Source organism: Paenibacillus sp. P13VS, assembly GCF_015143645.1.
Lineage (GTDB): Bacteria > Bacillota > Bacilli > Paenibacillales > Paenibacillaceae > Paenibacillus > Paenibacillus xylanilyticus_A.
Window position 1 is genome coordinate 366,072 of the sequence record NZ_WYEV01000002.1, and the last position, 12,171, is coordinate 378,242.

At 48.7% G+C, this 12,171-nt stretch carries 11 protein-coding genes; 3 read left to right on the forward strand and 8 right to left on the reverse strand.

Annotated elements, in window-relative coordinates:
- Positions 1-6 precede the first annotated feature (6 nt).
- The 3 genes from GUA98_RS02770 to GUA98_RS02780 all read right to left on the reverse strand — a co-directional run bounded on the left by GUA98_RS02770 (position 7) and on the right by GUA98_RS02780 (position 4,604).
- Positions 7-993, reverse strand: a complete 987-nt coding sequence (locus GUA98_RS02770) for an ABC transporter permease (protein ID WP_176476010.1) — start codon at positions 991-993, stop codon at positions 7-9.
- Between the two features lie 196 nt (positions 994-1,189).
- Positions 1,190-2,803, reverse strand: a complete 1,614-nt coding sequence (locus GUA98_RS02775; protein WP_193721989.1) for a helix-turn-helix domain-containing protein — start codon at positions 2,801-2,803, stop codon at positions 1,190-1,192.
- Between the two features lie 4 nt (positions 2,804-2,807).
- On the reverse strand, positions 2,808-4,604 hold the full coding sequence (locus GUA98_RS02780) for a sensor histidine kinase (RefSeq protein ID WP_193721990.1): 1,797 nt from the start codon (positions 4,602-4,604) through the stop codon (positions 2,808-2,810).
- Between the two features lie 469 nt (positions 4,605-5,073).
- On the opposite strand from GUA98_RS02780, the gene GUA98_RS02785 reads away from it, so the two are divergent.
- Positions 5,074-6,447: a hypothetical protein gene (locus tag GUA98_RS02785; RefSeq protein WP_415752991.1), complete on the forward strand. Its 1,374-nt coding sequence runs from the start codon at positions 5,074-5,076 to the stop codon at positions 6,445-6,447.
- Positions 6,448-6,461: 14 nt separating this feature from the next.
- Here GUA98_RS02785 and GUA98_RS02790 read toward each other — a convergent pair whose 3' ends face one another.
- From GUA98_RS02790 to GUA98_RS02800, 3 genes are all read right to left on the reverse strand, one after another.
- Positions 6,462-7,058, reverse strand: coding sequence for a DUF4269 domain-containing protein (locus GUA98_RS02790; RefSeq protein ID WP_193721992.1), 597 nt, complete (start codon positions 7,056-7,058; stop codon positions 6,462-6,464).
- 19 nt (positions 7,059-7,077) lie between these two features.
- On the reverse strand, positions 7,078-7,284 hold the full coding sequence (locus tag GUA98_RS02795; protein ID WP_095287993.1) for a YwbE family protein: 207 nt from the start codon (positions 7,282-7,284) through the stop codon (positions 7,078-7,080).
- Positions 7,285-7,414: 130 nt separating this feature from the next.
- Positions 7,415-7,879, reverse strand: coding sequence for a hypothetical protein (locus GUA98_RS02800; RefSeq protein ID WP_193721993.1), 465 nt, complete (start codon positions 7,877-7,879; stop codon positions 7,415-7,417).
- A 159-nt stretch (positions 7,880-8,038) separates the two neighbouring features.
- Between GUA98_RS02800 and GUA98_RS02805 the strand changes: the two genes are divergently transcribed.
- The gene (locus GUA98_RS02805) at positions 8,039-8,674 is read left to right on the forward strand and encodes an efflux RND transporter periplasmic adaptor subunit (protein ID WP_193721994.1); all 636 of its coding nucleotides are present in this window, start codon (positions 8,039-8,041) and stop codon (positions 8,672-8,674) included.
- Between the two features lie 10 nt (positions 8,675-8,684).
- On the forward strand, positions 8,685-10,226 hold the full coding sequence (locus GUA98_RS02810) for a DHA2 family efflux MFS transporter permease subunit (protein WP_193721995.1): 1,542 nt from the start codon (positions 8,685-8,687) through the stop codon (positions 10,224-10,226).
- 77 nt (positions 10,227-10,303) lie between these two features.
- Here the strand turns inward: GUA98_RS02810 and GUA98_RS02815 are convergent, their stop codons facing one another.
- The gene (locus GUA98_RS02815) at positions 10,304-11,068 is read right to left on the reverse strand and encodes a polysaccharide deacetylase family protein (protein ID WP_193721996.1); all 765 of its coding nucleotides are present in this window, start codon (positions 11,066-11,068) and stop codon (positions 10,304-10,306) included.
- A 67-nt stretch (positions 11,069-11,135) separates the two neighbouring features.
- Positions 11,136-12,074, reverse strand: a complete 939-nt coding sequence (locus GUA98_RS02820; protein ID WP_193721997.1) for an aldo/keto reductase — start codon at positions 12,072-12,074, stop codon at positions 11,136-11,138.
- Positions 12,075-12,171 lie beyond the last annotated feature (97 nt).

A 12,171-nucleotide genomic window follows, 5' to 3' on the forward strand; every position in this document is an offset into this window, starting at 1 on the left:
TCCTCTCTAAAATAATGCATTATCTTTATCCATTCTTCGGACGATCGTATTGGATACAAGCACAAGTACAAATCCGACAACAGCCTGATAGAGTCCAGCCGCAGAAGACATCCCAATGTCGCCACCAATGAGGAATGTGCGATAGACATAGGTATCCAGAACGTTCGTTACAGGGAACAATGCCCCCGATTCCAATGGAACCTGATAGAACAGACTAAAGTCCGCATAGAAGATTCGGCCGATCTGCAGCAAGGTCATGATGACAATGAGCGGAACGAGAAACGGAACCGTGATAAACCGGATCTGATGCCACTTGCTTGCTCCATCCAGCACGGCGGCTTCGTAGTACTCCTCATCAATGCCTACGACAGCTGCGAGATAAATGACGGCATAGTATCCGATGTTTTTCCAGGTGTTCACAATCGGCAAAATGTACGGCCAATACTTCGGCTCGGAGTACCAGTCAATGGGCTGCCCGCCAAAGAGCTGAAGGATCGTCGAGTTCATAAAACCTGAATCCTTGCCGAGAAACGCCAGAACCAGATAGCTAACCACGATCATGGATAAAAAGTAAGGCAGGAGCATCAAAGATTGATACAGTTTGGACATCGCTTTGTTCTTTACTTCATTCAGCAGGATCGCAAGTCCTACCCCTACAAACAGATTCAGCGCAATAAATACCGTGTTATACGCAAGTGTGTTGCGTGTGATCTCCCAAGCATCACTTGTTGAGAACAGGTACTTGAAGTTATCCCAACCGCTCCAGGGACTGCCCCAAATTCCGTCGGCATAATTCACATTTTTGAATGCAATCAGGACGCCAAACATCGGCATATAGTTGTTCACCAGCAGAAACAGAATCCCTGGCAAAAACATGAGATACAAGACTTTGAACTTACCAAGATTGTACAAAACAGACTTTCGCTTGCGGACGGATCTATCCGGTATATCCGCTACCCGTACACCCTTACCCGCCTGGGGTTGTGTCTTCATAACCTCTTCTCCCTCACTCCTCTTGATTTCCTTCCTCAGGATGAAGCACCGCTGTGTATCCTGTGGTTCAAGTATAACCGCGGGCGCTCTGGCCCAATATCGGCTGTGGTGACCTTTTCACTTATCAAATGATGACATTGGCATAATACCAAAAAAAATAAAAACAAAATAAAAGACGCAGCATGCTGCGTCAACGCTAGACCGTTTTGGACTGTTTACGGAACTCCTGCGGCGTAATGCCCGTGCACTTTTTGAACATTTTCGTGAAATGGGAGTAGTTATAGTAACCCACTTTGCCAGCAATATCGGTGACCTTTACGGTGGATTCAGACAACAAGGTTTTGGCTTTGTCTACCCGCCGCTGCAATATAAATTCAGAGAGAGACATTCCCTTCTCCTTCCGAAACAGACGGGACAGATATGCTGGATTGAAGCCGGCAAACGACGCCAGTTCCTCACGCATCAGATCTTCGCCAATATGATTCTCGATATAAACGCATAGTTGGTCCACAATCGTCATCGGACTGTGATCATCCGGATACAGGATCGGTATGGCACGGTCAATCAGATCTAGCGACCAAAGTTTTAATTGCGGCAAGGAGCGTGTAACCATACCTTCTTCAGGCTCACGCTCACCAGGGTACAGACTGCGTACGGATACATTTTTCTGATGAAGCAAGGGATAGACCACATGCAGCATGGCATGATAGAACAGGCGCAGAATCTCTGGAGATAACTGTTCCTGTGCAGCCAGCAGCTCGAATATTTCTTCCACGCGTTCCCGAAGATCATCCACTTTGCCGGTTTCAAACAAAATCGACAACTCCGAAAACCAGGGGATTGGCAGAAATCGGTCCTCCGGTTTCTTTCCCTGCTCATCATATACGAATACTCCCTCAAGCTCCCTGATATTGCGTCGCTCCATATCCATCAGTTCATTCAGCAAACCCTGCAATTCGGTTACGGCCACGGGTGCACCTACGTAACAGGACAAGCGGCAGTAGAAATACGTCCCACATTCCCGAATATACAGCTGACAATTCTGTGCCGCCTGGCTAGCAGCAGGTACGACCCCATCCTTTTCATACGCAAGTACAATATTCAGACCGCTATGGTCCTGAAATACTTCTCCTGGCCGGTCCCCAAGGATCATCTCCCTCGCTGCATTCCGAAGAGCATATTCCAGTACCTCCTCATCACGCAGATCGAATTCCCTTACCCACTCCTCTACTGATATGACAATCGGCAGAATGCGGGCGTGCGGGTCAATCTCCGCACCATAGACTTCGGCCAGCTCCTTCAGCCTTGGCCTGGTTAGAGTCACTCGCTGGGAAATGGCATCTTTCCAGAACCGCTCCGTCAGCAGTGGTTTGTGAGTTTGCCAGCGCTTGTATACCGACTCATATATTTCGTTGGTACGCGAACGCTGCTCTCCGGCCTTGAGTTTATCTACGGCCTGCGTAACCACCTTAAGAAGTTGATCAGCCTGGGCAGGTTTTAGTACATAATCGAAGCTGTTTAACTTGAGCGCTGTCTGGGCGTAGTCAAATAGGGCATGACCAGTCAGAAAGATCGTCAGGATTCCCGGAGCATGCTTCAATACCCAGCTCTGCAGATCCAAACCCGTCTCTCCCGGCATTTCAATATCAGAGATCATGATCGAGATGGACTGGCTCTGAAGCACCATTCGTGCCTCTTCCGCATCACCCGCACTAAATACCCGATCGATGCCGGCCAAACGCCAATCAATCCCTTCTACCATGGCCTGAAGAGCATAAACCTCATCGTCCACGATTAATAGATTTCGCATCCGTTCAAGCCCCCCCTTCTTCCTCTTCCGTTTGCGCGGGCAGATACAGGATCACTGCCGCTCCGCCAGCATTCAGATTTTGGAACTCCAATTTGGCTGATTCATCGTATTTCACCAGTAATCGGTGAGCAACATTCCAGATCCCGATGTGCTGTCCACTCGGGTCTTCCGCATACTTTCCCCGCTGGAGACGCACAAGCATGTCTTGTTCGAAGCCGACACCGTTATCCTCGACCGAAACCCTTAATATAGTGTTGTGCTGTATAGCTTCAACCTCAGAATGTGGACTGGATAACGTTTTCGTTAAGTTGGCTGAGATGCGTATGACAAATGGTTCCGTACGTCGCCTAAACCCATGAATGATTGCATTTTCCACAAAAGGCTGGAGGGTCAAAGGCGGCAGTACAAAATGACCAAGACCTTCATCCACGTCCAGAGAAAAATCCAATTTATTCGGGAACCTGAGCTTTTGAATCTCCAGATAGTGACGAATGTGCTCGAGTTCTTCATCCAGCCGGATAACACGTTTGCCTGCCCGGAGACTAAACCGGAAATAATCGGCCAGATGTCCGGCCATTTGCTGGACCAGTTCATGTTTTTGCAGTGAAGCCAGGCTATGAATAATATTCAGGGAATTCAGATAAAAGTGTGGATTGATCTGCATCTGAAGCTGCTTGAATTCGGCTTCCCTGGTACGCAGCTGTTCTTCATAGACATCGATTTTCAGATGCTGAATCTGGCTGGTCATCTGATTGAAGCTGTGAGTGACGAACTCTAATTCCGATGAAGTCGGCGGATCAAGTCTCACGTCGAGCTCTCCACGACTGACCCGTCTCATTCCTTTGATTAGCGTATTCATAGGTCGAAACAGCAGCTGACGAAGGAAAATCAGGGCCGTGATCAAAATGACCGCTGCACCAATAGGCAGCAGACGAATAATCTGCTGAAAGAACGGCAGGTTGCGAAGCATATCCTCTTCCGGCAGCAGGACAATATAGTTCATGTCGGACATCGCCGAAGGCAGGCCGAGCATGAGGTACTGCCTTTCATCCCCCTTGGATGTAACCTCCGATATGACCTGGTAAGGATTCTCCAAACCGGAGAGATGTGCTGCAGCCAGCTTGATCTGCGCCGAGCTGAGGGCTGAACCGGACAGTGCTCCCCCATTGCTATCCACGATAACGGCACCTCCCCGTTCACCGGACTCAGTAAATTGTTCGGGGTGGTTCAGTGCATTCATATCCACAAGCGCTCCAGCGTAGAACTGCTGATTAATTCGGACCGTTTTGACCAGTGCATTCCATCCACCACCGCGAACAATGCTCCATTCTGGCCGCTGAGTCTCATCATCTAGTTGTGTCATCTGTACAGGCATGCTCTCCCGGACGAGTGACATTTTGATGTCATAACTGCCCGAAGTCGCCAGCAGCAGATCATCATTTACCGCATCATATAGAAAGAAAGAATCAATCAGATTGTAAAATCCGATATCGGTCATGAATTTGTTCATGATCCGCTGTTTCGCAATGATATAGTCCCCGCTGCCGTATTTCAGGAAAAAAAGCGAAATAATATCCGGGTCCCGCTCGCCCAGACTGTATAGGTACCGATTGGTCTCCTGCAGCACTCGCTCATTCTGCTCCACACTCTTCGCCAGATGGTTCATGTTGGTTAGGGATACTTTGTCTCTGACGACTCGAATTGCATAGACATTGTTGTAATACAACAGCAGAAACAGCGGCAGCATGATCAGCGTCAAGCCAACCATGAATTTGAAGCGCAGTGAACGGATAAAGTTCATGGGTTCCAGCCCTCTTATTCTCAATGTTTTAAATGTCCCTCTACTCTGTAAACGTTATCAAAAACAAACAACTTACGATTCTGTTTCTACTCCGACCTACCGTTAAATTTCCATATTTCTTCCTTAACGACGGCATGTTCATTGTAATCATGCTTATTACGTGCTGTATATATGATGAAGTGACTTTTCTCTGTCAGCTCTGGTGACCTAATCACGTCGTTCATTCGATATGTACCGTCTAACCAATTCTCCATTTGCAAAAAAATTCCTGCTGGTTGTCACACGCACACATTTTTACACAAAAAATAAAGCCTTTCTGCCCTCCTCTTCTCCATGAACGCCCGGTCTTGACATGCATACGATATATCACGCCTTAGGACTAAGGTGGAAGGAGGTATGCGGTGTGAATATTCAATTGGTACCGTTACATTATGTATATCTGGCTTTTATCGTGCTCATTGTGGCTGTCATGATACGGCGCCGGGATACGATGATTATCTGTGTTGCCGGGATTATGACGATTGGATTACTGGCAACAGAGACGTTAAGCGGTGCGGTGTCAGGAATCTTTAATAGTTTTGTATATGCAGCCAAAGAGCTGCTCAGCACGATCTTTATCATCTCGATCATTGTCGCCATGAGCCGGGTACTGATTCGCACAGGTATTAATGAAGTCATGGTTGCTCCACTAACCCGGTTTATTCGTTCTCCGCAGGTGGCCTATTGGGGAATTGGGCTCATCATGATGACGGTCTCCCTGTTTTTTTGGCCTTCGCCCGCGGTAGCATTGGTCGGGGCAGTTTTGCTTCCCGTCGCCGTTCGTGTAGGACTTCCACCCATTGGAGCTGCTATCGCAATGAATCTGTTCGGACATGGGATCGCCCTCTCGGGAGACTATATCATTCAAGGCGCTCCCAAACTGACAGCAGATGCAGCTGGCCTTCCGGTTACTTCCGTCATGACCGCAAGCATACCGCTCGTCCTCGTGATGGGTGCAGTATCCACACTGACGGCCTTTTGGATGTTACGAAATGAGATGAAAAGTGGCGTCGGCACTCAGATGCGTTCTCCTATCCCAGGTGAACCTCTAATTGGGGCTTCTTCTCCTTCCGAAACCTTACCTGGGTCAGGGGTTGTACCTGTACAACAACGTCAAGCGATACCGATACGACTACAAAAGGCATTCGCCATACTTATTCCATTGTTATTCGCAGTGGATGTGATTCTGATGTTTGTTCTTAAGCTTCAGGGCGGGGACGCTACAGCCTTAATCGGAGGCACCGCCGTACTTATCCTTATCACGGTTACTCTCGCAGCACATCGGCATGAAGGCCCTGAAGAGACAACGAATTATTTAATTGAAGGCTTTCAGTTCGGCTTCAAGGTATTCGGTCCCGTTATCCCGATCGCAGCTTTCTTTTATCTGGGAGATGCAGCCATCACTGAATTGTTTAGTAACCCTCTACCCGATGGATCACACGGGATAGTCAATGATCTTGGTGTTGCTCTTGCGGGGCTGGTTCCCTTGAATGATACGGTAGGTGCGATCACAATGACCTTGATTGGAGCCGTTACAGGAATGGATGGTTCGGGGTTTTCAGGGATATCCCTGGTGGGGTCCATCGCTTCGATGTTTGCCGGCACAGCAGATTCAGCCCCCGTATTAACAGCACTCGGTCAGGTTGCAGCCATCTGGGTTGGCGGTGGTACCTTAATCCCTTGGGCTTTAATTCCAGCTGCTGCCATCTGCGGAGTCAGTCCATTTGAACTGGCGCGTCGCAACCTGAAGCCGGTACTGCTTGGTTTAACGGTCACGACGATCGTCGCCATCTTCTTACTATAATTAGTGCAATCTTTTTACGTATTTTGAAAAGAAGTACGCTGCCTGGCCCAGAGCCATAGCTCGTGCCTGCTCCAATGGGCTAGATGCAGCAGCTCCACATAAGGGTCACCCTGTAACCCCAGCACTGCGGCAAAGGCTGGCTCTGTCTTCAACCCAGCCCATTTCAGTCTGCGTATTTCGGCGTGACCTTCGGCACCCCAGAGCTGCAGCAGCTCCCATTCGACTAACATATGAAGGTAGGCATTTTGTTTATTGATCGGCAACGACTGGGCGTAAATCTCCAATGGCCAGCCCTCAATCTGAAAAGTACAAGTCATGTAGGCACTAGGGATATCCATACCTAGCCCCGTTCCGTGTTTACACGAAAAATGCTCCATTCCGCTAAAATGCTGAGTCACTACCCTCTCGAACGAGTTCAGATCGGGAACTTCACACAATATATCAAGATCACTGCCAGGAATGTCTATATCAATGGGTACGGTTCCTGCCGGATAAGGATTATATGCCTCCAAAATGGAGAACAAACCACTCTGAAGAAGCACCCGGTGAGCATCCCGCTGCCGTTCATTCCCGGATGCCAGATGTGCCAAAACCTCAGCAGTTGTCTTCATGAATTCTGAGGCAGCCGAATCATTCCGCCGCTCCTGTAATCACCTGTTTTACACGACCAACTTGCCCACTTGTCAGACGAACCTTGATGCCATGGGGATGCGTGGGTGATTTGGTCAGCAAATCCTTGACGATTCCCCTTGTCAGTTTACCTGTAGGCTGATCTTGCTTCAGTACGATATCCACTTCCAGACCAGGTTTAATGTTCACTCGTTGTTGTCCGTTCATTATTCAATCCTCTCCTTCCTCTTTTGCAACGTCAATCCATTCAGCTATGTTAGAGCAAAGCTTCATCTATTGTAAATCTTTTGGATTTAAAACAAAAGCCATGCCCGCTGCATGGAAACGTGCAGCAGCCTTATTTCGGATCTGAATTGGGAGGGGAGGATTTGCTCTTCATGTCCCGCAGAGCGGACCGGTAGACCTCATCCGCACTCTTTTCAACTTCATTAGAGGTGGACTCGACTGGTTCCTCTTGGGGTTCAGGTGGTTTGCGAAACTGAAGCAGAGCCTGACGGTACTCACTATCATTTCCTTTTGTTTGAGTCTCCTGCTGCCTGGCTTGGTGGCTCACTTCCATCTTGTTTTCCCGCAATTCCGTTTCCGTCTCTGTTAGTCCATCCGGGTTCGTATAAACCACCGGGTCTGAAGAATCGAGCAATTGTTCCTCTACCTGATCGTCCCCCTGCAGAAGGACAGGCTCTCGTTCTGTCTCCGCGGATTGGGCAGCCCTGGCTTCTGCAGCTCTGCGTGTCGATCTTGAGTTAAAGATCATGAGAAAAATAACCCCAAGTAAAACAATTACGGCCAATATAATCAACATCTGAGCATCCTCCTTGTCATCGCCTGTGGCAACTTATCAATATATTGGTTCCCCAATCTGCGAATTATATTTCATGTTGTTTCGTATAGAGCAGCAGAGTACCGGGAATGCTCCAAACAGGATTGTCAGCAGAAGAACATATTAGGAGGAATGATCCACATGAACTCTCGTGCCATATTGATCAATATCATTGTCATTCTGGTGATTTTGGGGGCAGGTGCCGCAGGCATATACTACTACAACCAATCCACCAGCTATGTGAAAACGGATAATGCGTTAGTCTCGGGTCAACCCATCTCTATTGCTTCCACCGTAAGCGGTGAACTCCAAACGTGGAAAGGCAAAGTAGGTACCTCGTACAATCAAGGGGATACGATCGGGACTGTCTCTGCAGGCGGTAAATCAACTCCCATTACCATGCCTGTTGCCGGCACCGTTGTCCAGGCGACCGCAGTGGAGAACTCATTGGTTTCTGCAGGTAATCCACTGGCTAGAGCCTATGATTTTAATAACTTGTATGTGACCGCTAATGTGGAAGAAACCGTCATCGACAAAATCAAAAGCGGACAAATCGTTGACGTATACATCGATGCATTTCCAGATACCACACTAACAGGCAAAGTAGATCAGATTGGGCTTGCTACGGCTTCCTCTTTTTCCCTGCTGCCGTCGTCCAATACCAATGCCAATTACACCAAAGTTACGCAGGTTATCCCGATTACTATTACGATTGAGGGTTACAAAGGTCTGGGTGTTGTCCCAGGCATGAGCGCCACTGTGCGCGTTCATATATAAAGGGCTGCCGATGGATAATCAATTGCCGCTCGGAAGAACCATTGCCGTCCTGCTGCTCGGCGCCTTTATCGCCATTCTGAATCAGACTCTGCTTAATGTGGCGATCCCCCATCTGATGAATGATTTCAACGTCTCGGCAACAACCGTGCAATGGCTATCGACTGCCTATTTGCTCGTGAATGGGGTTCTCATCCCCATAACAGCCTATCTGATTGAGTCATTCGGGACCCGTAAACTGTTCACCACAGCGATGCTGCTGTTCACCGTTGGCTCTGCTATCTGCGCAATCAGTCCGGGATTTACAGTCATGCTGATTGGGCGTATCGTACAGGCCAGTGGTGCCGGCATTATCATGCCGCTGGTCATGAACGTCTTTTTAACCGTATTTCCACCCGAAAAACGGGGAACAGCGATGGGAACCATGGGGATCGCCATGATGTTTGCTCCAGCTATTGGTCCTACCTTGTCAGGCTGGATCGTGGAGCACTACACCTGGCGCATTCTGTTCTACATGGTTATCCCGCTGGCTTTGCTCGATATCCTGTTTGCTTTTCTCTGGCTGCGAAATGTGTCCAAGCTCAGTTCTCCCAAATTCGATGCATATGGTGCGCTCTTTTCTACGATCGGATTCGGATTTCTGCTGTATGGCTTCAGCTCTGCCGGTGACAAGGGATGGAGCAGTGCCGTTGTGCTGTTAACCTTGATCATCGGTATTCTGTTCATCACGTTCTTTGTTCTCAGGGAAACAGCAATGAAACATCCCCTGCTGGAATTTCGTGTGTTTAAATACGATATTTTCACCATCTCCACACTGGTCAGTGCCACCATCAACATGGCACTTTTCGGGGGGATGCTTCTGTTACCCATCTATCTACAAAATATAAGAGGATTCTCCCCTCTGCAATCGGGTCTCTTGCTGCTGCCAGGTGCACTGCTCATGGGGGTGATGTCACCCATATCAGGAGCGCTATTCGACCGGATCGGCTCCCGCCCACTAGCCATTGTAGGCCTGCTGATCACGGCATTCTCTACCTATGAATTCAGCAAATTGACCGGGGAAACACCTTATGGCCACATTATGATGCTGTATACTCTTCGGAGCTTCGGCATGTCCATGCTGATGATGTCCGTGCAGACCGAGGGCCTAAACCAGTTACCTCCTCATCTGACCAGTCACGGTACAGCCATGTCCAACACAATAAGGCAGGTAGCAGGCTCGATTGGAACAGCTCTGCTAATTACCGTTATGGCTACACGTTCAGGCATTCATTTGGCTGACTACAGCAATACGGTCACGACAACCAATGTGCCCCTGACTGAACAAGTCGGGCTCCTGGGGTCGCAGATGGCTGCCATAGCAGGCGTGCCAGCTGAACAGGGTTCTACACTGGCGTTACAGCAGCTGTACGGTATCGCAGTTCAAACCTCGACGATTGAAGGCATTAACGATGCCTTTATTGTTGCCACCTGGATTTCCATTATTGGTTTACTCCTGTCGCTGTTTCTGCGGCGGGCAAGAGCCCGCCCTCGTGCGGTGAAGACAGAACAATAATCTTATTCCGAAACTTAACAAAAGCCGCCGGTCTCTCCTAAGAGAAACCGGCGGCTTTTAAAATTGTATTAGGAGCGCTATTTAAAGGAAACGCCATCCTTCGCTGCTTCTTTTGCCTTCACTGCAAGCAGTTCTGAGACGGTGACGAAGCGGTATCCCTCTTGCTGAAGCTTGGGAAGAATTGTTTTGAGCGCAGCAACGGTCTGATTCCTTCCTTCCACCTTGTCGTGGAACAGCACGATATCCCCATTGCGCGCGTTTTTCAATACCTTGTTCGTAATGGCTGCTACCCCAGGGGAAGCCCAGTCCCGTGTGTCCTGATGCCAGGACCATAATACAATGGTATAACCTTTTTGTTTGGCAACATCAATGACCATGTCATTGTAAAATCCCCCTGGTGGACGGAACAGCAGCGGACGTGGGACACCAGCATCCATAATGGATTGCTCGGCAGCCACCATATCCTGCGTAAACTTGTCCTTAGCAGTGGATTTAACCGCATAAGTGTGTGCATAAGTATGATTGGCCACTTCATGTCCTTCATGCTGTTCCTGCATGACCAGCTCAGGATACTTTTCCGCCCATTTACCCAGTACGAAAAAAGTGCCTTTCGCTTGGTACTGCTTAAGCAGAGCCAGAATCTGCGGGGTCTGTACCGGGTCAGGACCATCATCGAAGGTCAACGCAATGAGCTTGTCATGGGTAGGGACCTCCCAGACAATCTCTCCTCGTTCCTCGTAATATTGACGATTCTTCTGCACCGGCTTCGCATAGGCAGAACTGGTGCCTAGCATGAGAATCAGGGTGAACAATCCGATCGTTCGGGCTGCCTTCAGGTTCATGTTTAAGTCCTCTCTTTATCGTCAAACGTAAACTCCCTGTTAGCATTTCCCGAAATGCCGGAACTATTTAACGGAAAATCTGGTCAATCACTGCGATCTCCTCGGCAGACAACGTTACATCCAAGGTTTTCAGATTGTTGATGACCTGCTCCGGTTTCTTCGCCCCTGGAATGAGTGCATCAATCGAAGGCTGAGTCAGGTACCAGGCCAGCACAAGATGTGCAACCTCGGCATTTTTGGATTCAGCAATGCTGCGGAGCTGTTCCACTTTGTCCAGATTGCGGATAAAGTTTTCACCCGTGAACAGCGGATTTTTGGCCCGTCCATCCTGGAATGTCGTATCCCGATTATATTTACCACCCAGCAGTCCGGCTGCCAGCGGAAAGTATGGAACAAAAGAAATTTCATGCTCTGCCGTGTACGGAAGCAGTTCTTTCTCAGCCTCTCGTTTGAACAGATTGTATTCGGATTGCAGCACATCCACATAACCATCCCGGTTCGCTTCTCGCAGCTGTTCGACGGAGAAGTTGGATACACCGATCGCGCGGATTTTGCCATCGTCTTTCAGTTGTTTTAATGCACCTACAGCTTCATCCTTCGGTGTCTGCTCGTCGGGAAAATGGATATAAAACAAGTCGATGTAATCCGTCTGAAGACGTTTCAAGGCTTCATCCACAGAATCTTTCAGAAAAGCAGGAGAGTTATCAATCACCACGCTGCCATCCACAAATTTGTGAGCTGCCTTGGTGGCGATAATGGTTTGTTGACGCTGCCCCGTTTCCTTAAGTACCTCTCCAATTAAACGCTCTGAATGTTCAGGTCCATAGATGAAAGCCGTATCCACAAAGTTAATGCCTTGTTTCAGCGCTGTACGAACCACTTCCTTGCCTGTTTCATCGTTCAGCATATCCGGGTAGATATTATGTCCCCCTACTGCGTTTGCCCCGAGTCCAACGGGGTTAACGAGCAAATCGGTTTTCCCCAAGCGAGTCTGCTTTTGTGCCATAATTCATCCATCTCCTTTTCCTGAGCGTTGGCTTCATGGTTATCGTAGCAGTTCTTCCTGCGATGAACCCATTATATCAGAGTCGTATTCGCATTTA

Coding starts and splice junctions, on each gene's coding strand:
- GUA98_RS02770 (WP_176476010.1), bottom strand. CDS start 993: ATGAAGACACAACCCCAGGCGGGTAAGGGTGTACGGGTAGCGGATATA.
- GUA98_RS02775 (WP_193721989.1), bottom strand. CDS start 2,803: ATGCGAAATCTATTAATCGTGGACGATGAGGTTTATGCTCTTCAGGCC.
- GUA98_RS02780 (WP_193721990.1), bottom strand. CDS start 4,604: ATGAACTTTATCCGTTCACTGCGCTTCAAATTCATGGTTGGCTTGACG.
- GUA98_RS02785 (WP_415752991.1), top strand. CDS start 5,074: ATGATACGGCGCCGGGATACGATGATTATCTGTGTTGCCGGGATTATG.
- GUA98_RS02790 (WP_193721992.1), bottom strand. CDS start 7,058: ATGAAGACAACTGCTGAGGTTTTGGCACATCTGGCATCCGGGAATGAA.
- GUA98_RS02795 (WP_095287993.1), bottom strand. CDS start 7,284: ATGAACGGACAACAACGAGTGAACATTAAACCTGGTCTGGAAGTGGAT.
- GUA98_RS02800 (WP_193721993.1), bottom strand. CDS start 7,879: ATGTTGATTATATTGGCCGTAATTGTTTTACTTGGGGTTATTTTTCTC.
- GUA98_RS02805 (WP_193721994.1), top strand. CDS start 8,039: ATGAACTCTCGTGCCATATTGATCAATATCATTGTCATTCTGGTGATT.
- GUA98_RS02810 (WP_193721995.1), top strand. CDS start 8,685: ATGGATAATCAATTGCCGCTCGGAAGAACCATTGCCGTCCTGCTGCTC.
- GUA98_RS02815 (WP_193721996.1), bottom strand. CDS start 11,068: ATGAACCTGAAGGCAGCCCGAACGATCGGATTGTTCACCCTGATTCTC.
- GUA98_RS02820 (WP_193721997.1), bottom strand. CDS start 12,074: ATGGCACAAAAGCAGACTCGCTTGGGGAAAACCGATTTGCTCGTTAAC.